21 protein-coding genes are annotated in these 26854 nt (G+C 44.7%); 5 read left to right on the forward strand and 16 right to left on the reverse strand.

The features are described from left to right. Positions 1-34: 34 nt before the first annotated feature. Positions 35-1237, forward strand: coding sequence for a glycosyltransferase (locus ACFBZI_RS08930; protein ID WP_375715981.1), 1203 nt, complete (start codon positions 35-37; stop codon positions 1235-1237). A gap of 80 nt (positions 1238-1317) precedes the next feature. Here the strand turns inward: ACFBZI_RS08930 and recD are convergent, their stop codons facing one another. From recD to ACFBZI_RS08955, 5 genes are all read right to left on the reverse strand, one after another. After that, complete coding sequence (gene recD, locus ACFBZI_RS08935; RefSeq protein WP_375715982.1) at positions 1318-3366, reverse strand: exodeoxyribonuclease V subunit alpha; 2049 nt, start codon at positions 3364-3366, stop codon at positions 1318-1320. Between the two features lie 59 nt (positions 3367-3425). Continuing rightward, entirely contained in the window at positions 3426-7469 is a 4044-nt protein-coding gene (locus ACFBZI_RS08940; protein ID WP_375715983.1) for a UvrD-helicase domain-containing protein, read from the reverse strand. Between the two features lie 115 nt (positions 7470-7584). Further along, a complete protein-coding gene (locus ACFBZI_RS08945; protein WP_375715984.1) occupies positions 7585-8193 on the reverse strand; it encodes a hypothetical protein in 609 nt (202 codons plus the stop codon). A 9-nt stretch (positions 8194-8202) separates the two neighbouring features. Beyond that, a complete protein-coding gene (gene uvrB / locus ACFBZI_RS08950; RefSeq protein ID WP_375715985.1) occupies positions 8203-10317 on the reverse strand; it encodes an excinuclease ABC subunit UvrB in 2115 nt (704 codons plus the stop codon). A 124-nt stretch (positions 10318-10441) separates the two neighbouring features. Further along, positions 10442-11128, reverse strand: a complete 687-nt coding sequence (locus tag ACFBZI_RS08955; protein ID WP_375715986.1) for an EcsC family protein — start codon at positions 11126-11128, stop codon at positions 10442-10444. A 13-nt stretch (positions 11129-11141) separates the two neighbouring features. Between ACFBZI_RS08955 and ACFBZI_RS08960 the strand changes: the two genes are divergently transcribed. Next, on the forward strand, positions 11142-11435 hold the full coding sequence (locus tag ACFBZI_RS08960; protein ID WP_375715987.1) for a helix-turn-helix domain-containing protein: 294 nt from the start codon (positions 11142-11144) through the stop codon (positions 11433-11435). Here the strand turns inward: ACFBZI_RS08960 and ACFBZI_RS08965 are convergent. The 11 genes from ACFBZI_RS08965 to ftsY form a co-directional block, all read right to left on the reverse strand. Beyond that, entirely contained in the window at positions 11430-11552 is a 123-nt protein-coding gene (locus ACFBZI_RS08965; protein ID WP_375716353.1) for a hypothetical protein, read from the reverse strand. The genes ACFBZI_RS08960 and ACFBZI_RS08965 overlap by 6 nt on opposite strands. A 227-nt stretch (positions 11553-11779) precedes the next feature. Beyond that, the gene (locus ACFBZI_RS08970; RefSeq protein WP_375715988.1) at positions 11780-13183 is read right to left on the reverse strand and encodes a surface lipoprotein assembly modifier; all 1404 of its coding nucleotides are present in this window, start codon (positions 13181-13183) and stop codon (positions 11780-11782) included. 109 nt (positions 13184-13292) lie between these two features. Then, positions 13293-14051, reverse strand: coding sequence for a transferrin-binding protein-like solute binding protein (locus ACFBZI_RS08975; protein WP_375715989.1), 759 nt, complete (start codon positions 14049-14051; stop codon positions 13293-13295). Between the two features lie 263 nt (positions 14052-14314). Beyond that, positions 14315-15667, reverse strand: coding sequence for a lytic murein transglycosylase (locus tag ACFBZI_RS08980; RefSeq protein ID WP_375715990.1), 1353 nt, complete (start codon positions 15665-15667; stop codon positions 14315-14317). A gap of 204 nt (positions 15668-15871) precedes the next feature. Further along, entirely contained in the window at positions 15872-17401 is a 1530-nt protein-coding gene (purF, locus tag ACFBZI_RS08985; RefSeq protein ID WP_375715991.1) for an amidophosphoribosyltransferase, read from the reverse strand. Positions 17402-17550: 149 nt separating this feature from the next. Continuing rightward, on the reverse strand, positions 17551-18060 hold the full coding sequence (locus ACFBZI_RS08990; protein WP_375715992.1) for a CvpA family protein: 510 nt from the start codon (positions 18058-18060) through the stop codon (positions 17551-17553). 9 nt (positions 18061-18069) lie between these two features. Beyond that, positions 18070-19095, reverse strand: a complete 1026-nt coding sequence (locus ACFBZI_RS08995) for a quinone-dependent dihydroorotate dehydrogenase (protein WP_375715993.1) — start codon at positions 19093-19095, stop codon at positions 18070-18072. Between the two features lie 191 nt (positions 19096-19286). Beyond that, entirely contained in the window at positions 19287-19709 is a 423-nt protein-coding gene (locus ACFBZI_RS09000) for a type II toxin-antitoxin system VapC family toxin (protein ID WP_375715994.1), read from the reverse strand. A gap of 8 nt (positions 19710-19717) precedes the next feature. Next, on the reverse strand, positions 19718-19951 hold the full coding sequence (locus tag ACFBZI_RS09005; RefSeq protein ID WP_375715995.1) for a hypothetical protein: 234 nt from the start codon (positions 19949-19951) through the stop codon (positions 19718-19720). Positions 19952-20086: 135 nt separating this feature from the next. Further along, positions 20087-20617 carry a methylated-DNA--[protein]-cysteine S-methyltransferase gene (locus tag ACFBZI_RS09010; RefSeq protein WP_375715996.1) on the reverse strand — a complete coding sequence of 177 codons (531 nt, stop codon included), beginning with the start codon at positions 20615-20617 and terminating at the stop codon, positions 20087-20089. Between the two features lie 78 nt (positions 20618-20695). Further along, positions 20696-21637 carry a signal recognition particle-docking protein FtsY gene (gene ftsY, locus ACFBZI_RS09015; protein WP_375715997.1) on the reverse strand — a complete coding sequence of 314 codons (942 nt, stop codon included), beginning with the start codon at positions 21635-21637 and terminating at the stop codon, positions 20696-20698. Between the two features lie 316 nt (positions 21638-21953). On the opposite strand from ftsY, the gene msrAB reads away from it, so the two are divergent. The 3 genes from msrAB to ACFBZI_RS09030 all read left to right on the forward strand — a co-directional run bounded on the left by msrAB (position 21954) and on the right by ACFBZI_RS09030 (position 26837). Further along, positions 21954-23540: a bifunctional peptide-methionine (S)-S-oxide reductase MsrA/peptide-methionine (R)-S-oxide reductase MsrB gene (gene msrAB / locus ACFBZI_RS09020; protein WP_375715998.1), complete on the forward strand. Its 1587-nt coding sequence runs from the start codon at positions 21954-21956 to the stop codon at positions 23538-23540. Positions 23541-23979: 439 nt separating this feature from the next. Beyond that, entirely contained in the window at positions 23980-24978 is a 999-nt protein-coding gene (locus tag ACFBZI_RS09025) for an iron ABC transporter substrate-binding protein (protein WP_375715999.1), read from the forward strand. 335 nt (positions 24979-25313) lie between these two features. Beyond that, positions 25314-26837, forward strand: coding sequence for an ABC transporter permease (locus ACFBZI_RS09030; protein WP_375716000.1), 1524 nt, complete (start codon positions 25314-25316; stop codon positions 26835-26837). The last annotated feature ends 17 nt before the right edge of the window (positions 26838-26854 follow it).

The following is a 26854-nucleotide window of genomic DNA, read 5'->3' on the forward strand; positions in this document are numbered from 1 at the left end:
ATACCAATCATCATCAAATCTATCGGTTGGCAATATGAAAATTTTGCAGTTGTCATCATCGTTAAAGCATGATGAATCCGAACGGGGCATTTATCCGATTTCTCAGGCTTTGATTAAGGCAGGTCATCAGTCGATTATTGTCGGTAGCGTGGACAAACACCACGAGCTGATCACTCGCTTGGTGCGTGGCGGTGCGATTTATCACCGCTTGCCCATGTCCAAAAAAAGCTGGTTTGCCCTGTTTCAGGTTTTTGCTCTACGCCATTTGATTGATAAATATCAGCCAGACATTATTCATGTGCATTCTCGGACGCCTGCTTGGGTGCTGCATTGGGTGCTGCGTCCTTATCCGCCTGCCAGCCGCCCAAAAATCGTCTCGACTTTGTATGGTTTTTATCCGCTCAATTCTTATTCCAAGGCGATATTTCAGGCTGATGTGTTAATCAGTGCTTCAAAAAGTATTGATAAGCATTTTCGCACAATTTTTGAAAAAACCAAAACCGAAAAAGCGGACAAAACTTGCCAAAAACCAACCATGGTCTGCGTGCCTAGGGGCATTGATGTGCGTAAATATCCTTATCGCCATCATTCGTCCGTGCATTGGCTGCAGCAGGTTTTTGCTCAATTTCCCGAGCTTGAACACAAAAAATGGCTAGTATTTCCCACGCCAGTTGGCTCACAATACGGTCAAGAATGGCTGGTAGATATTTTAGGAAATCTACAAGAAAAATTTCCAAAAATTCACGCCATCATCATGGACGACGATCCAGCAACACGCATGCATCAGTGCGTTTTTTATGAAGAATTTATCCAACGGCTGCACGCCCTAAATCTGAACGAGCGGATTACTTTTGTCGGCAAAAATCCACCAGATATGCGAGAATGGCTGTCTTCTGCCAATGTCGTGCTGGCACTTGCCAATCGCCCAGAAAGCATCGGCATGACTGCCCTGCAAGCCATTCACTTAGGCACGCCCATTGTCGGCTGGGCAAAGGGGGCGTTTGCTGATATTTTGGGCGATTTGTATCCACAAGGCTTGGTCAAAGAACAGACGGCACTGGCACTGTGTAAGACGGTGAGTTTTTTGTTGGCAAATCAAATTCCGCCAGCAATGACTCGTGATTATGTCATTGAACAGATGGTTGTGCAGACGCTTGAAGTATATCGGCAGGTGGTGTCGCCGCCAGTAGATTCAGCTGTCAATCTGACTGCCAGTCAAACCCAAAATCCGACTTAGCCGATAAATCTTGGGTAAAACTGAATAAAACCAATCGAAAGCCCAAATTTTATCATCAAGCCTATTTATTTTTAGAATTTCTAATCACCAACCATCATCAAACGAGCAACCATTTCCAGACCTGTTTGGCGAATGGTTGGTGTGTTAATAGCCTGTACCACCGCCGATTGCGTGCTAAAAATCTGCACTTGCATTTTGGCACGAGTTACCGCCGTATAAATCAGCTCTTTTGACAGCAGGCGAGCATTGCTATCATCAAAAACAATCGCCACTGCCCGCCATTCCGAGCCTTGCGACTTATGCACGGTCATGGCATAAGCAGTTACCACATCGGCATTGGCCAGCACATCGACCGCCACCGAACGCAGCTCGCCGCCATCAAAATAAACCGTCAAGCCTGATTTACCCCATAGACAAATGCCGATATCGCCATTAAATAAGCCCAATTCGTACAAATTTTTGGTGATCATCACCACACGCCCATGATACCAAGGCGATGACGATGGCGGCATCTTGAGTAGCTCTCGGTGAATCCGCGTCAAAAAGCGGTTAATCGCTTCATCACCAAATGCCGATGCGTGCGATGCACTCAAAATGCGGTATTGATTGAGCGTATCAAACAGCTCACTGACCACCGACACTGCCTGAGTGTCGGACAATTTGGCAAATTCAAAGCGTAATTTTTTGCTTTGATAAAAATACTCTTGATAACCTATGCTTAATTGCTCATACAATTTATTTAAATTATCAAACCCAGCGGTGTCGGTAAATTGAATCTGGGCATCGTCGGCACACAGTTGCCAAAAATCACTAAAGTCAATTATATCTGGCTGATTGATAAGTTTTGCCAATTTACCTACGCCAGAATCATCACCAAATCGGCGTGATTCGCTCAAATGCACCCGCAGATGTGCCAACGCCTTGATACGGCATAAATCCGCCAGCACCGCCCCAGCATCGACTGCCGCCAGCTGATGATCATCGCCCAATAAAATCACTCGGCAACCAGACGCAATGGCAGCAAACAGCTGACTGGCAAGCTCCGTCCCCAGCATCGACGCTTCATCAATGATAATCATGTCCAACGGCAGCGGATTTTGGGCATGATATTTTGGTGTGCCTTGACTGCCAATCCCCAGCAGGCGGTGAATGGTTTTTGGTTCGGGCAACGCCATGCCAGCTTCATCAACCAATGCCGCTTGCAGTGATTCGCTCATGCGTTGAGCCGCCTTGCCTGTCGGTGCTGCCAAGCCTAGCCGCAGTGCCGACTTATCCGCCTGCCGACTCAACGCCAGTACAATCTGTGCCACCGTAAAAGTCTTGCCCGTCCCCGGCCCACCAGTAATGATACTAAATGATTGATTTGCCACCAATTTTACCGCAGCCACTTGAGCGGCGTTCATCTGTTTTGGTAAATCATCTAAAGCAAAAACCACCGCAGGTGAGCGGCTGATACGCTCAATGTGTCGCACAAGACTCAGCTCCGCCTGATACGCTCGCTGCGTCCACAAAAACAAATTTGCACCATCATCATAATAACAAATCGGTGCTTGATAATGGGGCAAATCTGCCTGTAAAATGTCGGCAAACAGCCGATGCTGCTTGAGCATTTGAATAAACTTATCCAAAGTCTGTGCCTTGGTAGCAATGACATAGTGCAGACGAAATACTGACAAAAACTGTGCAGATAATTGTTCAATTTGCCAATCGCCCAATTTGTTTTTATCAAGTAAATTTAAATAATTATCAAGCAGTTGCTGCACGATTGTCGGCAGATTTTTTGGCTGATTGGCGATGGTATTTTGTATCAAAACAAACATTTGGGCAAAATCTGGCGGCTGGCTGGCTTGTTGTGCCAGCTGATTCAGTGTCGGCATCAAGCATTGGATTTGCCAATTTGGTAATATGTTCGCCAAAACAAATTCGTCAATCACCGCCTGCGTGCCAATCTGCCACACTGTATGGCCTTCGTCAAGCAGCTCAAACAGCGTCTGCTGTAACAAAAGATAGCTTTGCTCATCACTTTTTGACAGCTCAAAAGGAGCTTGCAAGGCATTTTTACTGGCATACCAAGCGGCATTTTCACGAATGCGCGCCACGACATAACTGCCAATCATATCCTGTGTCATTATTTAGTATTCCTAATTTATTACTAACTTAAATTGCTATCAGTATCAAATTTGCAACGCTAAAAAATTGCGTCCAATGCATGAATTAGGGCTAAAGGTGGCTGCCATACCAAGCGTCCTGCCGTCTTATCATTGGCATCGACACCACGCAAAAACACATATTCCACACCGCCCAAATACTGCATTTCATTGCCAACATAATCAGCAATTCGGATTTTTAGCAGCCGATGCAGTGCCACCTGATAGATTGCCGCTTGCAGCCAATAACCCGCCCTATCCATCGCCGCCATCATTGATGCGTCTTGATAATCGGCTGGCTTGTCGCCCAGATAGTTGGATTTATAATCCACGACAAAAAACCGACCGCCAGACTCATAAACCAAGTCAATCTCACCACGCAAATAACGATAACAGATGCTGTGATGGCTGTTGTGATAATCATCATCAATCAAAATCAGCTGCCGATCGCTGTAAGTTGTGAATATTTCGTTGATTTTGGCAATGCTAAAATCGTCGCCAATCCCCATGGTGAAGTTCAGTTCACGCACTTGTGATGATGGCGGTAAATTTGCCAATGATTGATTAGATAATCTAAATGGTGATTGCATGATGTCATAAAGCCAAGTCACCAATTCGCTATGCTCGTTGCGTACAGGACTGTCGGCTGGGTTTTGTGGGTTTTTGTCCGCTAGGTACTTGTCCGCCAAGCCAAGCCGTCTGCCACGCTCACTGATGATGGCACTGACATGGGCATAAGCGTCAGCAAATGACATTTGTCCAATCACATCGGTGGGCAAATGCTCCAGCACTTGATGTAAAAAATTCCCCGCCAAGCTACCACGCAAAAAGTCACTGCGAATGTCCGCTATGGCAAAACTTGCAGGATCTTGGGCAACTTGAGCAGTCGGCTTAACGGCTGGCTGCTCGGTCAGTACGCCAAGCTGATCCATATCTGGCTCATCGGCCAATGCTGCTTTGGCGGACTTATCCAGTCGTGTAATCAGTGCGGTAAAGCTGGTCTTATACTCACCCACAAAATCCGTGCAAGCCATCACTGCCTGCCAAGCTGCATAGGTTCTGGCGGTAGTACTGGCTGATTGCGATTGATAAGCTGTGCTAATAAAATTGGCATCAGACACCGACAGCCAATTTGCCGAATTTTCCAGACGCTTTGGCAAACTTAGCTGCTTATTGTCAGTGCATTGTAACCACTGAAAAATGGGTATCGTGTCCAAATCACTGGCTCGAAATTTATCACTGATCACGATATACAGCTGCTCAGATGCTCGTGTCAATGCCACATAACCCAGCCGTCTTTTTTCGTCAATTTGCTCTGCCATGTCCTGATTGGCATAAAATTTATCGCCATCTTGCCTATCTGCCCAAGCGGACAAATGCCGCTGATATTGCTCATCGCTATAAGCATATAGGCTCAATTCTCCGTGTTTTTTGGGAGCATTATCCAGTCCCAGTACGTACACGATGGGAAATTCTAGACCTTTGGATTTGTGAATGGTCATCAAATTCACGCCAGATTCACTTGCTAATGCCAGCCGCTTGTTGGTGTCGTTGGCTTCGGTGTGCATTTGCTGCACATACCAATCCATAAAATGCAGCTGATTGAGCGTGGATTGTTCACTCGACAGCTCAACAACTCGCTCAAGGTCTAACAAATACCGCTCGCCCAAGCGTGCCGCCATCAGCCATAATGAAGGCTGTGTTTGTGTTTCATCTTGATTTTTATTGGTGATTGGTGAATTTTGTAAGGCATAAGACAGAGCTGCCGACAGCCCCAGTTTTTGCCATTTGTCATTAATTTTTTTAAGATAAGTTAATAAATGGGATTTAAAAGATGCACCTGCTTGCACCGCTTGGGCTTGGCTGGATTGATCAGTGTAAGCTTGGTCAATCTCAAGCAGCTGCATTGCTGTATCTAAGTCAAAGCCCACCAAATCACTGATGAGCAGTTGTAGCAAATATTGGTTGCGATTTTGGTGAATCACCGCTTGCAGCAGTGTCAGCATATCTGATGCCGCCGCACTGCCAAAGACATTTTGATCTCGTGGCAACACCGAACCGATACCCAACGCCTGTAAAGATTTGCCAATCATCTCAAGCGGTGCAGCAGCGTATGACAGCACGGCAATGTCTTGGGGCAAAATCGCTCGCCCATCAAGCGTCTGTCCGCTTTGTAAAATCTCATTGATATGCCCTGCGATGGTGTCGGCTTGGCGGCGACTTTGTTTGGCTTGTGCCAGATAATCAAAATGCAGCAGCGTGACAGGACTACTACCAAAAGGCTGCTTGCTTTGCTGGTCTGTTTGTTGGCTTATCTGTTGGTCTGCTGGCTGATTTTGCCAACTGAGTGCTTGGGTTTGCTTGTGTGCCAAAATGGTTTGATAATAAATATCATTGCCCAAATTGGCAGGATTTAGCACGCCCTTTTGTTGATTATTTTCAAACCAAGTGTTTAATGCTGCGATCAATTTGGCATTAGAACGGCGGTTCATCGTCAAACTCAAACTTCGATTGATCAGCGGCTCATCGCCAATGTTTTGGTCTTCGGCAAAATGCTTGATAAAATTATAATTGGTAACATCGCCGCCACGAAAGCGATAAATCGCCTGCTTAGGATCGCCAACCAACAACAAAAATCCCTTGGGCAGTTTTGGCTTATCGCCGCCAACGGCTTGATAACGCATAAGATTTTTACGATAATTGAGCAATTCGTCCAGATACACCAAGCGAATCAGCTCGGCTTGCAGTCCGCTGATGTCTTGGGATTCATCAATCAGTGCCACGGGATAATGATGGCGAATGTGGCGAGCCAAATCAGGATTTTTACTTAAGGCATCGTTTAGTCGAACCATTTGCAGCGTAAAAGTCGTCTGTCCAGCACGCTCCATCAAATCGCCAATCTGCCCACGGATTTGTTCGGTGATTTTGGCGGCAGTGATGGCAAAAAATCGATTTACATAGCGGCCAATCCAATCTTGAAAACCCAGCAAATCCGCCAACGCCGTCAAGGGCAATTTTGAAAAATTATCCACATCACAAGCATCGGCTTTGTCGGTAAAAATTTGCCAGCCGCCATCGGCAATCTTTTTGATTTGCCCACAAAACTTGCGTTGCTCATCGTCAAGATAATCCAGAAAATCGATGCCATACTGCTGGGCAAGTGCCACGATTTGCGGTATTTGGTGCAGGGATTTTGTCAGTGCCAATCTGCCGTTGATTTTGATTTTTTTGCGGTAATTTTCATCAAAATATGGCGTAAAACCGCCAAAATCCTGCTGCAAAATCGTATCTAAATGCCGCTTGATGCCTGCCATACCGTCGCACACTGGTAGCGTATCAATCGGCGAACCAAAAAAATTCATCGCCTGATTGACCATTTGTGCCACGCTTGCCACATCAGCAAAAAAATGCGGTGCTTGGTTTTTAATCAGTTGATAAAATTCTGGCTGCGTGTTTTTTAATCGCACTTCTTCGGCACGCAGTCCGTCATGCACCAAGGCGGTGATTTTTTCGCCAGCGTCGTTCAAAATCTCCATGCCTGTTTGATGCCCAATTTGCGTGGCAAATTCTTTGAGCCATTTTTGAGCCAAACTGTCCAGCGTACCAACAAACAGCTTATCTAGCGAAGTTAAAAGCAGCCCTGTACGATAAATCACTTCACCCAAAAACGCTGGCGGCTGATCAAGCACAAATGCCAAAAGGTGCTGATTGATGGGGTCGGCTGCATCATAGCCAGCATGCTGGGCATGTGCCACCATCTCATCAATGCCAAGTTTAGCATCATCAACAAACCATTCGCCGTGCTTGGCTTGCATGGCTTGTAACCACCGCATCAAGCCATAAAAACTGTGCAGCCGCTCGCTGATACGCTCTTGCATCTCAGCAGCGGCAGCACGAGTAAAAGTCGTGGCAATGATGCGTTCTGGGGGGTATTTTTTTTCGATTAATAAGCGAAGGATAATGCCAGTGAGCGTCCAAGTTTTGCCTGTGCCAGCGGACGCTTCGATAAGATACGCCTGATCCAGCGTGCAATCTAGAGCGGCGATGCCTGTTTGAGCTACCAAGGGGGATAAAAGCTGTGTCATGATGCCAAAATGGTGATGGTTTGGGCTATTTTAGCAAATTTATGAGTGAAATTCACGACAAACCATCTCATCATTATTCTAAGAGATTGTGCAAATCATCGATCAAAGATGCGGTCTATTGTTTTGTAGCTTCTTTAAATTCTTTAATGCATTTGATTAAATCCAGTTGATTCAATATCCATACTTCTGCCGCAACCATGAATATTATCACTGACCCCAAGGAGTAAACAAATTCGGGAAATTCAAGTTGCAGACCAGATCCTTCGGTATAATAATTAATCCCTATGGCAACTATTATGGTAGCTACTATAGCAACAAGACATATAGCGACAATAAACCATCGTTGAAACCAAAGCAAACTTGCCTTTCTTGTATCCAGCTCAAATCCACACTTATCGCTTGGTACAATCAACTTTTTTCGATATAGTTTCTCAATTTGATAAGTAAGATTGTTAAAGTTTTTATCAAAATTTTGGAATTTGATAATTATCTCAATGGCATTACAATCCATTTTATTAAAATGCTTGATGTTTTTAAAATATAGCATTCTTAAAATTGGGTTCTTCTCCAAATCATTTTTTAGGCGATAATCACACAAGCAAGCTCTCATTTTGGTAAAATCATTCTCTTGTGTCTTATCCTTTCGTTCAATAACATACTTCCAAACCACCCAAACTGCCGCAAAGACAGATGCTAAGTATTTAAAGTTTGAATTTATATCCATAATATTAACCTATTTTACTAACAACTCTTTTAAAGCAATCACTGTATCACGCACTTTTGCCGCTTCTTCAAATTTTAGCTCACGAGATAGACTTTGCATCTGTTTTTCAAGCCTTGAAATTTCTTTGGCGAGTAATTTTGGTGAGTGCAAAATGTTTTCATCAACGCCAGATAACGCTTCAGACAGCACGATATGCACCACTTCGCTGTTTTCTTCGTCGCCTGTGTCAATCTTATCAGTGATGGCACGGCTGGCGGATTTTGGGACAATACCATGCTCGGCATTAAAAGCAAGCTGCTTGGCACGGCGACGCTCAGTTTCATCAATCGCCTTTTGCATGCTGGGTGTGATGCTGTCGGCGTACAAAATTGCCTTGCCGTTCACATGGCGAGCCGCTCGCCCAATGGTCTGAATCAGCGACCGCTCCGAACGCAAAAAGCCTTCTTTATCGGCATCAAAAATCGCCACCAAAGACACTTCTGGCATATCCAAACCTTCACGCAATAGGTTAATCCCCACCAGCACATCATGCACGCCTGTTCGCAGCTCATGGATAATTTGCATTCGCTCCACCGTGTCAATGTCTGAATGCAAATACGCCACTTTGATGCCGTATTCTTTGAGATAACTGGTCAAATCTTCTGCCATGCGTTTGGTCAAAGTGGTAATCAGCACACGCTCATCAAGCACTTTACGCTGGTTAATCTCGCCCAAAACATCGTCCACTTGGGTCAAAACAGGACGAATTTCCAAAATCGGATCGACCAAGCCAGTCGGACGCACCACCTGCTCAACCACTTGCTCGCTGTTTTGTAATTCATAAGCGGCAGGCGTGGCGGACACATAAATGGTCGCAGGGGCTATCCGCTCCCATTCTTCAAACTTCATCGGGCGATTGTCCATGGCACTGGGTAAGCGAAAACCATACTGCACCAAGGTTTCTTTGCGGCTTCTGTCGCCTTTGTACATCGCACCAATTTGCGGTACGGTTACATGGCTTTCGTCAATAAATAACAACGCATCTGGCGGAATGTAGTCAAACAGTGTCGGCGGTGCTTCGCCAGTAGGACGACCTGACAAATGCCGAGAGTAGTTCTCGATGCCATTACAATAGCCCAACTGCCCAATCATCTCAAGATCGTACTGCGTGCGTTCTTTGATTCTTTGGGCTTCGATCAGTTTATCATGCTCATAAAAATACGCCAAACGCTCGGCAAGTTCGTCTTTAATCGTGCTGCTGGCGGCTTCTAGCTTATCTCTTGGTGTTACATAATGCGACTTGGGATAGATGGTAATGCGTGGCACAGATTTGATATTTTTGCCAGTCAAAGGGTCAAACCAGACGATTTTTTCCACTTCATCATCAAACATCTGCACACGCACCGCCAGACTTTCGCTCTCGGCAGGATAAATATCCAAAGTCTCACCACGGATACGATACGCACCCCGAGCAAATTCCAGCTCATTGCGTTCGTATTGCAGCTCCACCAGTCGCTTGATGATGGCATTGCGATCCACCCTATCGCCCACGACAATGTGCAGCAGCATTTTTAGGTAACTTTCGGGATCGCCCAAGCCATAAATGGCAGATACTGATGCGATGATAATTGCATCACGGCGTTCGAGCAATGCTCGAGTTGCCGACAGTCGCATCTGGTCAATGTGGTCATTGATGGCAGAATCTTTTTCGATAAAAGTATCAGACGCTGGCACATACGCTTCTGGCTGATAATAATCATAATAACTGACAAAATATTCCACCGCATTGTGCGGAAAAAATGCCTTAAATTCGCCATATAGCTGTGCTGCCAGCGTCTTATTGTGTGCCATGATAATCGCTGGGCGGTCACATTCGGCGATTACCTTGGCCATCGTGTAGGTCTTGCCAGAGCCAGTTACCCCAAGCAATAGCTGCCCATGCATGCCATCATTGATGCCACGCACCAATTTTTCGATCGCTTGCGGCTGATCACCTGATGGCTCAAACTCTGTTACCATCTCAAAGGCTTGGCTTGAGATTTGCGTGCCTGAGACATTGATGCCAGTAAGCTTGGCTTGGTCTTGTAATTCACGAGCAAGCTGATTGGTCTGGCGTTCGCTGCGGCTGGTTTTTGGTAATTGCATGATTTGATCTTTTTTTTGGTAATTAATTAACTTGTTGGGGGTGGATATGATAAATTCAAGGTGTAAAAAAGGCGTAATTACAATTACGCCCATTGGATAAAATACAAATCAATATTTAATCAACTTAAACCATCGAACCATCTTCGTTATAAACATTACCACGAAAACCTTCAAAACTTTTATCTTCGATGGCCAAAAACACATCACGAGCTTTATTGCCAACCAGGTTGGTTGTGAAAGCATCAAGTCCACCACTTATCACACCACCCAGCACAGGCACAAGTTTGGTTAGATTAATTACCCCTTTTGTCCCAGTTCTAGTGAGCAATCTAAAACCTATTGCCTTATTAATCTTTGTAAGCATCGCTCCTGTAACATGTTTTTTAACAAAATTTTCAAAAGTTTTTGTACCAATTGTAACACCTATATCTTTTAAGGCTTCATTGGCACCATTGCCCAATAGACACAAATAAATCATTGTTTTAACTTTATCGTGCTTAATATCCAGTCCAGTCATATAAGCAATGGCTGCAACCATGCGGATTTGGACATAAAGTGTTGATGCAATATTGGCAGGCAAAGCAACTGGCATGGTTATTGCACCACCCAATCCAGTAACAAACCCTGCCGAACCAGCTTTGGTATTTTGCCAGCGAATAAGGGAATTAACTTGATCTTCTAAAGTGCCTGGCTCTTTTAAATAATCTTCCGCCATCTCAACAGCCGTACCCAAGCCTACGCCATCAACGGCTTGCTTATACGCCCATTCCATAACTTCATACATTGTTTCTTTACTGATTAATTCACCCATTGAAAAATCCTAATTGTTTGCACCTAAAACAGGTTCATTATATAACAAACCTAAAATAGGTGCAATGAATAATCTAAGAAAATCCATTCATGCCCCAGAGCATGAAAAACTTCGTCAAATTCTCATCAAGCGTCGCCAAGAATTAGGGCTAACGCAACGCACACTTGCTGAACGCTTGGGCGTCATTTACTCTTTAATCGGTAAAATTGAAACTGGCGATAGAAGGTTGGATGTTATTGAATTTATTGAATATTGTCATGCCTTAGAATTATCACCAACACAGGTAATTGATTTAATTAGCTCATAAAAAAAAGAGTGTCTTACGAGTATTTGCACCAGCGATACGCTTGGCAAGTAGCGACACACCTAGGGCATGGCTTGATGAATTGTTATAAACACGAATGGTGTCAAAGTTTTTGGTCATTTACTGCGGCTGGTTTTTGGTAATTGCATGGCGTAATTCTTGATTATTTCAAAGTTAAAATGTGCTTAAAATGCACTAAAAGCATCAATATGCCAAAGGCACAAAAAATACAAATCCTTACCATCATGGGGGCGATGATAAGGATTTACAAGGGTGAATAATAAATCAAATGGCAGATTTTGATTTTATCGGTAGGTTATTTTTAAAATTCAATTAATCAATTAATTTCAAAACTGCTTACTAATATCAACAAACACCTTGCCCTGATGGTGGCGGTAATAAAAATGGTTGCTGTCCACCGCCGAATAAGCCGCATTCAGGCGGGGCATAAAGCCTTTGTAGGCGATTTTTTTGTGGGACAAAGAAAACTGGGCGGCGTATTCGGTTTCTTGTCGCTGAATGTTGAAAATGTCGGCACTGCGATAGCGGCGGTGCTGCACTGAAGTTTCCAAAGTGGTTGCAAAATTCTGCTGACTGCCCCAATTTTCGTTCCACGAAATGCGGACATTGCTTTGGCGGTAAGCGTCCGACAAATCTTTGGCGTTTTCCAAGCCGCTGCCGATGCCGAACACAAAAGAGCGTTTTTCAGACGGCCTATAAAGCGTACTGAGCGATGCCGAATGGCTGCCGCCGTCCAAAAAAGCGCGTTCTTGATATTTTTTATGGCCTGACTGCCAAGCACCAAAAATCTGCCATTTTGGGGACAATATCCGTGAATAGCGGACAACGCCGCCGATTTTATCGTAATAAGGCTCGGTGCCGAACCAGCGTTTTTCGTAAAATGGGGAAACAGAAATTTCCTGTGCAGCGTCCCGCCACATCGGGCCGGCTTCCGCTCGGGCGATTAAATCGTCATAGTCGTGAGCGTCCCAATAAAACGAGCCATAAACCGAAGCCTGAACCCGTGCCGCCCAATGCCCTTTGATTGGTATGGTTTTGTGGGCGGCGGCGTTGTATGCAATGCCGTGTGCCGATTGCGGCTCGGCAAAATGCCAGTTTCCGTATTGTCGTTGCTTGGGCGTTTTGGCGATATTGTCGTCTTGCTGATAAGATGCGTTGCCATAAAACTGCCATTGCCTGCCCTGTTTTATGGCAGCATCAAAACCGTTCAGATATTGTTGCACGGATTCGGGAACATCGGACATTTGGCGGACAGCTTGGATTTGTGCCGCCGCTTCGTTAAACTGCTTATCCTGAGCCAGTGTCAAAGCCTGTTGCAGATGCAGCGGTGCATGGTCAGGATATTCCGCCGCCAGTGCCGACAATGCCTGCTCTGCCTGTCGGTATTTGCCTTCTGCACGCAAAATCAGAGCTTCGGTATAACGGATAATCGCCGAATCGGCATCAGGCAGTTGGCGGTAAAGCGGCAACAAAAAACGAAGCGTGTCGGTATTGACCTGTTCCAAAGCAATATTCATAGCACTGTGCAGCAATTCAGGCTGCTGCAACAGCTCTTCTTTGGTCATGGATTTGGGAGCATTAGGCTCAACTTTGGGCAATGGCTCGGCCGCCTGCTTTGCCTGAAGTATCTGCTCTTGATTCAAATCGGCAAGGGTGTCATTGGGTGTAACCAGTGGTGCAGCAACAACGGCAGCTGGCAGCAAAACAAGAAAAAACGGAAAATATCGCATAATCATCGATTCTGGATAAACGGTATGCCGTCTGAAAATGGCATTTGGTCTTGGCAGATAACACAAAACCCGCTCGGTCAAACCAAGCGGGCTGCGAAAAAAAACAGGCTTATTGTTTTATAGCACCGAATGAGCCTTGTACATCATTGCCTTTAAAGACACCTGACAACTCAGCAGCGGCAGGGCCGTAGAAATTACCTTTCATGGCTACGCCGTCTTTGGTACCTTCAAATGCTGCACCGTTGATTTTGCCTGCCAAAGCAATGTTTGAAGCAGAACCTGCGATGGTTTTTGCACCAAAATCCACATCAAATTTGGCATTACCAGGAATAACATTTTGACCTTTGATTACAGCAGCATCACCGACATAGCTGGCTTTGCCGCTTGTAGGCACATCTTTGGTCACGCTACCGACAGCAAAGACATACGGTGTGTTGCCATTGACTTTATCAATCTGTGCACCAAAACGCACATGGTTGAAGTTTGTGCCACTGGTAATAGTGTGAGCTTTAGAATCATTCATATTGAGAAATCTACCAATATAAAATCCTGGGTATTCTACTGTGATCTGATGACCATCAACAGTAATTACTGATGAGCTACGATCACCACTTACCACTGCTTCTTTATTGGCAGCAAAGCCTTGATTACCCACAGGTGATTTGGCTGGTTGTGGTGCTGGGGCAGGGTTATTCTGAGCTGGTTTATTTTGGTTTGGTGTGTTTTGGGTTGGTTTATTTGGTGTTGCTGGAACCAAAGGGCTTGGTGCATTTGCTGGACCGCCATCATGACCACTAGAGCAAGCCGTCAAAACCGCAGCAGCAACCGCCACGCAAGCAACATTACGGATTAGAGTGTGTTTTGCCATCGTCAAATTCTCCATAAAAAGACACAGCGGTATGCCATGCTGATAACAAATTTAGTCTAGTTTACCCCCCCCCTTGCGGAAAAATCAAGTAATTTTTTTAAAAATTTTGTAAATAATTTTGTAAATCAAATATTTGTTTGTCATTTAAAAAGCAAAATGGCGATTAAATACACCGCCCAAATTATCCAAAACACAAACAAACATCAGCACTTTATAAAAATGCCGATGGTGATTTAAATCGCTATAATCAAAAAATAAATAGCTTACCAAGCCAAATTGCCCGCACTACGCTGACTAATAAAGCCATCAGGGATTTGTCCATTGGCGGCTTGCCAACGAGCGAATGCCTTACGAGTATTGCCGCCTGCGACACCGTCAATGCCTTGGGTGTCATAGCCTTGGGCGGTCAGATTGCGTTGCAGATTTTGCACCTGTGTGCGTGATAGCGGCTGCTCGTGGCGTGGCCATGATTGCACCAAGCCGCTACCGCCAGCGATACGCTTGGCAAGTAGCGACACGCCCAAGGCATAGCTTGATGAATTGTTATAAACACGAATGGCGTCAAAGTTTTTGGTCAAAAGCAATGCCGGGCCATTAGCACCAGCAGGCAGCCACAATTCTGCTTCAGACGCACCGCCAAAATACTCGCCATTGACCGCAGTCAAACCCACACCCTTCCACGCATCTAAACTACGCTTACTGCCCAGCAATGTATAATCAAAACCTGCCGGCAAACGCACTTCATAAAACGGAGCCAAATTGCGTACCCAGCCAGCATTTGCCAAATAACTGGCGGTGGAAGTCAGAGCGTCTTGGCGATTCCACGGATCTTTGTGGCCATCGTTATTGCCATCGACCCCTTCCACAATCCAAGTGCTTGGGATAAACTGCGTATGCCCCATACCACCTGCCCATGAGCCTTTGAGCTGCGATGCACTCACATCGCCACGCTCGATCATCTTGACCATGGCGATCAGTTCATTTTCGGCAAATTCTCGGCGGCGACCGTCATAAGCCAGACTTGACAAGGCATTGACCAAATCAGAATTACCCGTGCCTGCCCCATAAGATGACTCCATGCCCCAAATCGCAACGGTAATTTCTTTTGGCGTACCATAAAGCGACTCGGCGGCAGACAGCACGCTGTAATTTTCACTCAATTTGCTTTTGCCTTGGCTGATGCGATTGGACGACGCTGCCGACTCGACATATTCCCAAGGCATTTTGGTAAATTCTGCCTGACTGCGATCCAAATCAATGATGCGTTGGTTCAGCGTGGCATTTGCCATCAAACTGTTTAGAATACTGGCATTAACCCCTTTGGCAGTGGCACGGCGGACAAAATCGCTACGCCATTCGCCAAAACTGCCATAGTAGGCTTGAGTGGGTGCTGGCGTGGGAGTTGGAGCGACAGCAACGGTCGGCTGGGCAACAGGCTGCGGCTTGGGTGCTGGCTTGACAACCACAGGCTGAGTGGTCGGCTGTGGCTGTTGTGGTGTGGCTTGTACCACCTTAATCGGCGCTCGCTCGGCGGTCGGCTGCGATGTGCAAGATGCCAATAATGCCGCCAAAACGGCCACAGACAAGGCACTGAGCGTTGGGAGTTTTTTCATCATAATTTTTCCAAATTTTTAAATTTAACTTAATAAATAATCAAGAAATTTCACAAGGATTTATCAAAAAAAAATTAATCATCATCGTGTGATTTTTTATGCAATTTTATATAAAAAAATTTACAAATATCTTTTGATAAATTTAATCATCTTTGATAAAAATACCGAAATCATGCACGGATTTCGGTATTCTGGGCATGGCAATGGTTATACCGATGACACGCCTGTCATATCCACTGGCGTATCAACAAACACATTGCCCTTGTCCTTGGCGGCATCATTACGCTTGTTTTGTAGTGCTGATAGATAATCTTCGTCAATCTTACCTGCGATGTATTTACCATCAAATACTGAGCAATCAAAACCATGCACACGGCTGTATTTGGTGTCATTGACCGCTTCGATCAGATCGTTCAAATCTTGGAAAATTAAGCGGTCGGCACCGATGATTTCACGCACTTCTTCGACACTGCGACCTGATGAAATCAGCTCACTGCGTACTGGCATATCGATGCCATAGACATTGGGATACAGTACTGGCGGTGCTGCCGATGCAAAAAAGACATTTTTTGCCCCAGCGTCTCGTGCCATTTGGATAATCTCATGGCAAGTCGTCCCACGCACGATCGAATCATCAACCAATAGGACATTTTTATTTTTAAATTCCAGCGGTACGGCGTTGAGCTTTTGGCGGACGCTTTTTTTGCGTTGCTGCTGCCCCGGCATGATAAAGGTGCGTCCGATATAGCGGTTTTTATTAAAGCCTTCACGGTATTTGACATTCAGACGCAACGCCAGCTCAAGGGCGGAGTTGCGAGAAGTGTCTGGAATTGGAATCACCACATCGATGCCATGATCTTCGCCCCACTCACGCAAAATCCGATCGGCCAGTTTTTCGCCCATACGCATGCGTGATTTATGCACCGAAATATTATCAATAATCGAGTCAGGGCGTGCAAAATACACATATTCAAAGATGCATGGCGTGTATTGACCGTCTTTTATCTCAACGCATTGATGGGTGTGGATATTGTGATGCAAATCAATAAAAATCGCTTCACCGGGGGCGACATCACGCACAATCTCAAAGCCCAACGCCTGCAATGCCACCGACTCAGATGCCACCATGTATTCCACGCCCTGTTCGGTCGAGCGGCGACCATAAACCAAAGGACGGATACCGTTAGGATCACGAAATGCCACCATGCCATGACCAGTAATCAATGCCACCACCGCATAAGCACCGTCGCAGCGTTTATAAACTTTACGCAGTGCTTCAAAAATATCGCTGGGATCTAGTGAAGTTTTGGTAAATTTTTGTAATTCATGGGCAAAAATATTTAGCAAAACTTCAGAATCTGACTGGGTATTTAGGTGGCGGCGATCTTCTTCGTACAACTCTTTTGCCAATTTTTCGGCATTGGTCAAGTTGCCATTGTGTGCCAAGGCGATGCCGTATGGTGAGTTTACATACAAAGGCTGGGCTTCGGCGGTGCTTGATGTGCCAGCGGTTGGATAACGGACATGACCGATGCCACAGTTACCCACCAGACGCACCATGTGCTGATTCATAAACACATCTCGCACCATGCCGTTGTCTTTGCGTAGGTAGAGTCGGTTATCTTTTAAAGTAACGATACCTGCCGCATCTTGCCCACGATGCTGCAGCATGGTTAAGCCATCATACAGCATCTGATTCACTGATTCATGCGCCATGACGCCGATTACACCACACATATTTGCTCCAATTTGTTGGTAAAGTTTTAAAGTTAGAATTTAAGATAATTTTAGTAAAATTTGTACAGCTTTATAAAGCATCAGCCGATATTACACGATTTATTGGCAAAATTATTCATTAGCCAAACTTAAATCCAATGATGCTCCCATCAATCTTTATAGGGATTGTCTAGCTGATTTAAAGTGTCATTCATTGCTTTTTGTAGGATTGTTTTTGCCAATGGTGCATAAGGCAGCAGACTTGGGGCAAGCTGCGAATTTTGCCACGCAGGTAAATTGACAATCCAAGGAGCAATCACGCTCATCACCATCAACACCTTTAGCACGCTTGTCATCGCCCCAAACAAGCCACCGCCCAAGCGATCAATGATGCCCAATTTTAAAAATCGCACCGAGCGTGTCAAAATCCCAGCACAGATATTCACCAGCACAACTGCAACCAGCATGATGCTCAAAAATGCCAAGGCAATTTGTAATATTGGATTGTCCACCAAGCCAACAAACAGCACCGCAAAGTCTTTTGCCAATTTTGAAGCAATAATCAAGGCAAAAAACCAAGCAACAAGCGAAGTTAGGCTCTTGATCAGCCCTGCCAAAAAACCACGCCACAGCCCCAGTAGTACCACCGCCGTGATGACAATATCAATCGCCGACATCATGCCGCCCCATCAGCCATGGCGATCGCCTGTCAAGGCCTGCACACAATCCATCACCAGACCTGGACCTTTATAAATCAAGCCTGAATACAGCTGCACCGCTTTGGCACCTGCGTGAATTTTTTTGACCGCAAGCTCGCCTGTCTCGATGCCACCCACGCCAATCAAATCCACCTTGTGAGCGATACGATCGGCAAATTGCGACAAAATCAGCGTGCTTTGGTGATTGACTGGTCTGCCAGACAAGCCGCCTGTTTCATCGCTATGGCGAAAACCTTCAACGCCTGTGCGTGATAGCGTGGTGTTGGTGGCGATTAAGCCATCAATCTCAAACGCCAAAACCGTGCGTGAGATTTCGTCAATTTGGTGCAAATCCAAATCTGGTGCGATTTTTAGAGCAAGCGGCACATAAAAGCCGTATTGATTGGCAAGGCGGATTTGGCAATTTTTGATACCATCAAGTAGTGCTGACAAAGCATCGGCACTTTGTAGACTGCGTAAATTTTTGGTGTTTGGGCTTGAGATATTGATCGTGATATAGCTGGCATACGGATAAACCCGCTCTAGACAATACACATAATCGTCCAGTGCATTTTCGACAGGCGTTACGGCATTTTTGCCAATGTTAATCCCCAGTACGCCTTGGTATTTGGCACGCTCGATATTGTCAATCATCGCATCGACGCCATGGTTATTAAAGCCCATGCGGTTAATGATGCCGTGTGCTTCTTTGACACGAAATAAGCGTGGTTTGTCGTTGCCGTCTTGGGGTTTGGGCGTAACCGTACCAATCTCAAGATAGCCAAAACCAAGCTCGCTTAGGGCATCGATGTACGCACCGTTTTTATCCAAGCCTGCCGCCAGCCCCACAGGATTGGGCAAAGCAATGCCCATGCATTCGGTTGGCAGTGCTTGCTTGGCATAGACAAAACCCAACAAGTGTGCATTATTGGCAGCTTGCAATATCTCAAACGTTTTTTCGTGTGCTTGCTCAGGATCCATGCTGAACAAAATTGGACGAAGTAACGCATAAGACATAAGCAACCCCTTAGAATAAATAAAAAAGAAATATAAATCGTCTAATTATAACACACTTTTATGGGCAAAAATAAAACAAAAATAAAATTGTGCCAAAATTTTGTGGCAAATTGGCGGTATTGGTAGTTTTTTTGGTGATGATTAGGGTGGTAATTGACTGAATTCACTGCAATTATTTGCAATAAATACAATCAAGAAAAAGGATTAAAAATTCGTAAACCGCCGATGCGGTCAAAATCTGAAGTATTGCGTGTAACCAGTGTCAAATCATATGCCAAGGCGGTGGCTGCTATCATAGAATCACAGTCAGGTCTTGGGTTGGGAATGTGTAGCCCAGCATTGATAAAAGCAGCTTTTTCATCAAATGGCAAAATGCGATTTTGAAACATCGGCATCACCGTGTTATCAATCCAAGTGTCCAAAAGGTCAGCTTGTAAAATGTCGCCCTTGTGCCTTTTGAGCAATGAGCCTTTTTTAAGTTCAAATAACACAATGCTGCTAATAAACAAATCATCATTAGCTTGTTTTATAAACCAAAGTTCAAAGTTTGGATTGGCTTTTGCTGCTTTAATCTTGCGAATTTCTGCAATGATATTGGTATCAAGTAGATACATAAAATCCCTTAAAACTCAATGTCAGCCAAGGCTTGCAACTCTTCTTCTGAGTAGTTTGCCATCAATCTTGTCAAAACTTCATAAGCATTTGATGATGATTGTGATTGCAAGGCGACCAATGCTGCATCAATTTGTTGTTTTGCAGCCAATAAATGGGCTTTGGCTTGCTCATTTTGCATGGCATGATAAGACGGTGCAACTTGGACGAAATTTGCATGGTTGAAGTTTATATAATTTGGCATATAACCCCCTTAATTTTGAGTCGATACCTAAGTGCATTATAGCACAATGGCACAGCACAATAGACATTAAAATTTTGAACAAAATCGTTATGGTGATAAGGAAAAATAAACCAAAACCGCTTGATTTTTTTGTGTCTAAAGCGGATGATATTTGGCTTCGTGATTGAGTAGTGTCTCTTTGATTTGCACGCCGCCAGTATAGCCACCTAACGAACCATTGGCGGCAATCACTCGGTGGCACGGAATGATTAGGCTGATGAGATTTTTGCCATTAGCATTGGCACAGGCACGAAATGCCGTTGGTTTGCCGATATTTTTGGCAAGCTGGGCATAACTGATGGTCTGCCCATAGGGAATCTGCCGCAACGCCTGCCAAACGCTCTGCTGAAATGCCGTGCCGTGCGACAAATCCAAAGCAATATCAAACACTTGCCGAGTGCCTACAAAATATTCGTCCAGCTGCTGACACACCTTTAGTAGTGCCGCTTGATCAGCATCATGGGCATCGAGCAAATGCCGCTTGATTAAGCAAGTATCGGCACTTAGCTTATCGATGAGTTTGGTGGTTTTTTGTTCAAACCAATCGGCAATCAGCAGCCGACCGTCCTTGGCGGTCAGACGCATGGCTGGCAAGTTGTATGGCGAATGATAATGCGTGCTAATCATACAAATTTGTTAATTATTTACTTAAATTTATTTAATTAAATGAATCATTCAATCCATTGATCATTTAAAATCAAGTGGTTATTCGTCTTTTTCGAGTAAAGCATCAACAAATTGCTTTGGCTCAAATGGCTGCAAATCGTCAATGCCTTCACCAACACCGATAAAGCGAATCGGAATGTCGGTATTTTGGGCGATATTAAAGACCACACCGCCTTTGGCTGTACCGTCCAATTTGGTGATGCTGATGCCTGTCAAATTCACCGCTTCAGAAAATACCTGCACTTGATTGATGGCATTTTGACCTGTGCCAGCATCTAGAACAATCATCGTTTCATGCGGTGCGGTTTCGTCGCCTTTTTTGATGACACGCACCACTTTTTCAAGTTCATTCATCAAATAAGTCTTGTTTTGCAGTCGCCCTGCGGTATCGGCAATCAGCACATCGATGCCCTTGGCACGAGCCGACTGCATGGCATCAAAAATCACCGAAGCACTGTCTGAGCCATGCCCTTGGGCGACCACAGGGATTTGATTTCGCTCGCCCCAAATTTGCAGCTGCTCAGTGGCGGCAGCACGGAAAGTATCGCCTGCTGCCAGCATCACGGACTTGCCTTGTTTTTGCAGACGCTTGGCAAGTTTGCCGATGGTGGTGGTTTTGCCCACGCCATTGACCCCCACCACCAAAATCACATAGGGTTTTTTGCTGTCGTCAATCACCAAAGGGGCGACTTTTGGCGTCAAAATCTCAGCAAGCTCTGACTTTAATGCCTTGTACAGCGAATGCGAATAAATCAAATCGCCACGAGCGGTCTGCTCAGTCAGATTTTTGATAATGCGATTGGTGGCATTGACACCGATGTCAGCAACCAATAGCTGGTCTTCAACTTCTTCAAGCAGCTCATCATCAATCTCTTTGCCGCCCACCAAAACATTCATCAAACCTTCGGACAGATTTTTACTCGACTTTGATAGCCCTGCTTTCATGCGGGCAAACCAGCCGCCTTGTTGATTTTCGCTCATAATTGACCTTTTATAAAACTTTGACAAATATTAAATGCAAATATTAAATACTAAAAGCTAAATGCTAAGAATAATTTGCTTTGATTTTAGCACAGTTTGCCAATGCTGTGTTGATTTTTGTCATCATCTGCCCATCACCTAAGCCAAAAATTATCAAAATAAAACTGATGGTATTTTTAGTAAATTTTATTAAAATGGATAAAATAACAGCTGATGATAAAAATTTTGGCAAAATTTTGCGATTTTTGTCAAAACAGTGTAAGATTTTAGCTCCAAACTGCGTCTAATGTGTGTACCGATTTTATGAGTATCCATTATGCAAAAGACAACGCAAACCAAATCCGCTGTTGGTATCAAATTTATCATCAGCCTGATGGCGATTGTTGTGGCATTGATTTGCCTGTCGCCATTTTTTAGTAATGCTCAAGCAAACACCGTCCCTGATATGCTTGCTAAGCTCAAAACACCGACCGCCCAAGCTGCCCCTGCTTTGGCAAAAAACAAGCCCACGCTGATCAAGTTTTGGGCAAGTTGGTGTCCGCTGTGCCTATCTGAGCTTGGGCATACCGAACAATGGGCAAGCGATGAGCGGTTTAAGGCGGCAAATTTAATCACGGTGGCATCGCCTGATTTTTTGGGCGAAAAAGAAGACGGTGAATTTCAGACTTGGTATCAAGGGCTTGATTATCCCAATTTACCAGTGCTGGTAGATGCTGGCGGCAGTATCGCACAAAGCCTAAATATCGCCGTTTATCCTTCGTGGGCGGTGCTAAATCCACAAGGCAAAGTGGTGCGTATCATCAAAGGCAGCATCAATGAAAACCAAGCCTTGGCACTCATTGACAATCCCAATGCTGATATTAGCCAATTAAAAACCCAGCCCACCACTTTTCACAAAGCAACAGACACAAAGGCAAAACCAATGAATACCAAAACCATCTATCTGGCAGGCGGCTGCTTTTGGGGCTTAGAAGCCTATTTTCAACGCATTGATGGCGTCGTCGATGCCGTCTCAGGCTATGCCAATGGCAAAACCGCCAATCCTACTTATGAAGATGTCTCACACCGCCACAGCGGCCATGCCGAGACCGTCAAAGTTACTTATGATGCTGAAAAATTGAGCTTAGATGACATTTTGCAGTATTATTTTCGTGTCATCGACCCAACCAGCTTAAACAAACAAGGCAACGACCGTGGCGAGCAATACCGCACTGGCGTGTATTATACCGATAATGCCGAACAAGCCATCATCACCGCTGCCTTAGCTCGTGAGCAACAAAAATACAGCCAAGCGATTGTTGTCGAAAACCAACCACTACAACATTTCTACGAAGCTGAAGAATACCATCAAGATTATCTTATCAAAAATCCTAACGGCTACTGCCATATTGACATCAAAAAAGCCGATGAGCCATTGCCTAATAAAGGTGGACAAACGCCCAAAAAAGGCTTTGATGCTGCCACTTATCATAAGCCAAGCGATGCCGAGCTTAAAAAAATCCTAACCGATGAGCAATATCGAGTTACCCAACAATCAGGCACAGAATACGCCTTTAGCCATGAGTACGACCATCTGTTTGCCCCGGGGATTTATGTCGATGTCGTCAGTGGTGAGCCATTGTTTAGCTCTGCTGATAAATTCAACTCAGGCTGTGGCTGGCCGAGCTTTACTCGCCCCATCAATGCCGCTGCCGTAACCGAGCATGACGACACCAGCTTTAATATGCACCGCACCGAAGTGCGTAGCCACGCTGCCGATTCGCATTTGGGACATGTATTCCCTGACGGCCCAAAAGACAAAGGCGGCTTGCGTTATTGCATCAATGGAGCCAGCCTAAAATTTATCCCATTGGCACAGATGGACGCTGAAGGCTATGGCGATTACAAAGATAAAGTTCGTTAATTTGATTAAAATTCAATTGATTAAAATGTAATAAACTTCATAAATTAAATAAATTGAATTAAATCAGTCTTAATGATTGGCTTATTAAAAAATACCTGAGTTTTTTGACTTGGGTATTTTTTTATGTTTTTATGGTTGTTTTTGGGATTGCTTTGTTGAGTTTTGCTGATTTTTGGTGGTTTTTGGGCGTTTTTTTGGATAATGCAGATAATATTGCCATTTGGTGGTATTGTGCTTGATTGTCATCGCTGATAAATTATTGCTATGGTATAAATTGCAATCATTCACATTTTGTAAAAAAGAATTATTTGCATTTTTGGTCAAAACATTATAAAATTACACCCAATCTCAATAGTATATTTTTAATGAAGTTTTTACAAAATATGCTGATATTTTACGATTTTATATAAACAAATCTACCCAAGCAAAGGAGTTCATCATGTCGTTTTCTTATGCTAAATTGGCTGCCTTAGGTGCAGCTTTGTTGGTGTCAAGCAACAGCTTTGCCGACATTACCCTGTATAACGGTCAGCACAAGGAAGCTGCTCAAGCAGTGGTTAATGCCTTTACCAAAGCCACAGGCATCAAAGTCATCATCAACAGCGGTAAAAGCGATCAGCTGGCAGGTCAGCTGCAAGAAGAAGGTGCTAACAGCCCTGCCGATGTGTTCTATTCTGAACAAATCCCACCACTAGCAGCGTTATCTGCTGCCAAGCTGCTTGAGCCTTTGCCTGCCCAAACCATCAAAAATACACAGCGTGCAGGCGTGCCACTGGCTCCCAAAAAAGACTGGGTTGCTCTAAGTGGTCGCTCTCGTGTGGTCGTTTATGATGCTCGTAAATTGTCCGAAAAAGACCTAGAAAAATCAGTGCTAAACTACGCCACACCAAAATGGAAAGGTCGCATCGGCTATGTGCCAACTTCTGGTGCGTTTTTGGAGCAAGTGATTGCCATTGTGAAGCTAAAAGGTGAAGCAACTGCTTTGACTTGGCTAAAAGGTCTAAAAGCCAATGGTAAAGCCTACTCAAAAAATACCGTCGCTCTACAAGCAGTTGAAAATGGTGAAATCCCAGCGGCATTGATTAACAACTACTACTGGTACGCTCTTGCCAAAGAAAAAGGCGTTAATAACCTACATTCTCGCCTAAACTTTATCCGTCATCGTGATCCGGGTGCATTGGTTTCTTATTCAGGTGCAGCGGTACTAAAACACTCAAAAAACAAAGCCGAAGCCCAAAAATTCGTACAATTCTTATCAAACAAACAAGGTCAGCAAGCCTTTGCATCAGTGCGTGCCGAGTACCCTTTGGCAGCTGGCGTCAAATCAGCCTTTAACCTAGAGCCATTTGACAAATTGCAAGCCCCTGTGGTTTCTGCGACCACTGCCGCCGATAAAGAATTGGCAAACAAACTGCTTGAAAAAGCTGGCTTGAAATGATTTAAAGTGAGTTTGGTTTGCATAAGCCAAACTCAACAAACTCAAGCGGCTTAAGTGCTTATAAATTTAAGTCGCTGAACTGCTTAAATATTTAAATTGATTTATAAGCATTTAAATATTTAATAACAAAACATACAATGTGGCAATTTGGTAATAATAAGAATTGGGCAAAATTCGACAAATCAATTTGGCAAACCAATTAATTGAGCAGTTTGGTCAAATTTGGTGAGTTTGATCGATTTGATGAGCTTTACCCAATCATTGCCCAAAATGCCATGTCGGTCGGATAATTTTGTTGTCCGACCGCTTATCTTTTTTGGTCATCTGGGATTGGTATGCAAAATCGCTCTTTGCCTTTGTGGCTTTCATTGACAACCCTACTGATCGGCTTGCCTTTGTTGCTGCCGTTTTTGTATGTGTCATTGCGTGCTTATGATGTGGGCTGGGTACGCAGTGCCGAGCTGCTGTTTCGTCCACGAATGTGGGATTTATTACAAAACACTTTATTGCTCATGGGCTGTGTTACCAGCGTGGCGATTGTGTTGGGGATTATCAGTGCGTTTTTGTTAGAACGATTTGATTTTTTTGGCAAATCGTTTTTTCAGACTGCCATGACGCTGCCCTTGTGCATTCCTGCCTTTGTCAGCTGCTTTACATGGATTAGCTTGACTTTTCGTGTTGAAGGCTTTTGGGGCAGCATCATGATTTTGAGCCTAAGCTCATTCCCACTTGCCTATTTGCCCGTATCCGCCACGCTAAAACGGCTCGACCGCTCACTCGAAGAAGTCAGCCTATCACTGGGAAAAACTCGCTGGCAGACCTTTTTTCATGCCATTTTGCCGCAGCTGAAGCCAGCCATTGGTAGCAGCATTTTGCTCATCGCTTTACATATGTTGGTAGAATTTGGGGCGGTGTCCATTTTAAATTACGACACCTTTACCACCGCCATTTACCAAGAATACGAAATGTCCTTTAATAACAGCACCGCCGCCCTACTGTCTGCTGTGCTGATGGCGATTTGTGGCATTGTGGTGCTGGCAGAAAGTCAGTTTCGTGGCAAAGCCAAGCTGTTTCATAGCGGTAAAGGCGTTACTCGCCCTTATCCAGTCAAAAAATTACCCGCCATCTGGCAGCTGCCTGTGATTGGCTTTTTTTCGTCTTTGTTTGTTTTGAGCATTGTTGTGCCGTTTGGCATGCTGGTGTACTGGCTAATTGTCGGCAATTCACATGATAATATCACCGATTTTGCGGCATTTTTTGAAGCCTTTAGCCACTCACTGATGATTTCGGCAATGGGGGCGGTTTTGACGGTCGTATGTGCCTTGCCTTTGGTTTGGGCGGCGGTGCGTTATCGCAACTGGCTGACGGTGTGGATTGACCGCTTGCCGTATCTACTGCACGCTGTGCCGGGCTTGGTGATTGCTTTGTCGCTCATTTATTTTAGTGTTAATTATGCTCGCCCAGTTTATCAGACCTTTATTGTGGTGGTGGTTGCTTATTTTATGCTGTATTTGCCCATGGCACAAACCACGCTCAGAAGCTCGCTCGAGCAGCTGCCCCAAAACATGGAAAAAGTCGGTCAATCGCTTGGTAGAAGTCCTGTTTATGTCTTTTATACGCTGGTTGTGCCTGCCATTTTGCCGGGGATAACAGCGGCGTTTGCCTTGGTGTTTTTAAACTTGATGAAAGAGCTGACCGCCACGCTGCTACTGACCGCCAACGATGTGCAGACGCTATCCACTGCCGTGTGGGAATACACCAGCGATGCCCAGTATGCCGCCGCCACGCCTTATGCGTTTATGCTGGTAATTTTTTCGGCGATTCCTGTGTTTTTATTAAAAAAATACGCATTCAAATAGGCAAAAATTGATTATCA

The sequence above is a fragment of the Moraxella marmotae genome (assembly GCF_042219885.1).
In the GTDB taxonomy this organism is placed as follows: domain Bacteria; phylum Pseudomonadota; class Gammaproteobacteria; order Pseudomonadales; family Moraxellaceae; genus Moraxella; species Moraxella marmotae.

Bases quoted from the DNA above. Each gene is read 5' to 3' on its own strand.
- ACFBZI_RS08930 (WP_375715981.1), top strand. From the start codon at position 35: ATGAAAATTTTGCAGTTGTCATCATCGTTAAAGCATGATGAATCCGAA.
- recD (WP_375715982.1), bottom strand. From the start codon at position 3,366: ATGACACAGGATATGATTGGCAGTTATGTCGTGGCGCGCATTCGTGAA.
- ACFBZI_RS08940 (WP_375715983.1), bottom strand. From the start codon at position 7,469: ATGACACAGCTTTTATCCCCCTTGGTAGCTCAAACAGGCATCGCCGCT.
- ACFBZI_RS08945 (WP_375715984.1), bottom strand. From the start codon at position 8,193: ATGGATATAAATTCAAACTTTAAATACTTAGCATCTGTCTTTGCGGCA.
- uvrB (WP_375715985.1), bottom strand. From the start codon at position 10,317: ATGCAATTACCAAAAACCAGCCGCAGCGAACGCCAGACCAATCAGCTT.
- ACFBZI_RS08955 (WP_375715986.1), bottom strand. From the start codon at position 11,128: ATGGGTGAATTAATCAGTAAAGAAACAATGTATGAAGTTATGGAATGG.
- ACFBZI_RS08965 (WP_375716353.1), bottom strand. From the start codon at position 11,552: ATGACCAAAAACTTTGACACCATTCGTGTTTATAACAATTCATCAAGC.
- ACFBZI_RS08970 (WP_375715988.1), bottom strand. From the start codon at position 13,183: ATGCGATATTTTCCGTTTTTTCTTGTTTTGCTGCCAGCTGCCGTTGTT.
- ACFBZI_RS08975 (WP_375715989.1), bottom strand. From the start codon at position 14,051: ATGGCAAAACACACTCTAATCCGTAATGTTGCTTGCGTGGCGGTTGCT.
- ACFBZI_RS08980 (WP_375715990.1), bottom strand. From the start codon at position 15,667: ATGATGAAAAAACTCCCAACGCTCAGTGCCTTGTCTGTGGCCGTTTTG.
- purF (WP_375715991.1), bottom strand. From the start codon at position 17,401: ATGTGTGGTGTAATCGGCGTCATGGCGCATGAATCAGTGAATCAGATG.
- ACFBZI_RS08990 (WP_375715992.1), bottom strand. From the start codon at position 18,060: ATGATGTCGGCGATTGATATTGTCATCACGGCGGTGGTACTACTGGGG.
- ACFBZI_RS08995 (WP_375715993.1), bottom strand. From the start codon at position 19,095: ATGTCTTATGCGTTACTTCGTCCAATTTTGTTCAGCATGGATCCTGAG.
- ACFBZI_RS09000 (WP_375715994.1), bottom strand. From the start codon at position 19,709: ATGTATCTACTTGATACCAATATCATTGCAGAAATTCGCAAGATTAAA.
- ACFBZI_RS09005 (WP_375715995.1), bottom strand. From the start codon at position 19,951: ATGCCAAATTATATAAACTTCAACCATGCAAATTTCGTCCAAGTTGCA.
- ACFBZI_RS09010 (WP_375715996.1), bottom strand. From the start codon at position 20,617: ATGATTAGCACGCATTATCATTCGCCATACAACTTGCCAGCCATGCGT.
- ftsY (WP_375715997.1), bottom strand. From the start codon at position 21,637: ATGAGCGAAAATCAACAAGGCGGCTGGTTTGCCCGCATGAAAGCAGGG.
- msrAB (WP_375715998.1), top strand. From the start codon at position 21,954: ATGCAAAAGACAACGCAAACCAAATCCGCTGTTGGTATCAAATTTATC.
- ACFBZI_RS09025 (WP_375715999.1), top strand. From the start codon at position 23,980: ATGTCGTTTTCTTATGCTAAATTGGCTGCCTTAGGTGCAGCTTTGTTG.
- ACFBZI_RS09030 (WP_375716000.1), top strand. From the start codon at position 25,314: ATGCAAAATCGCTCTTTGCCTTTGTGGCTTTCATTGACAACCCTACTG.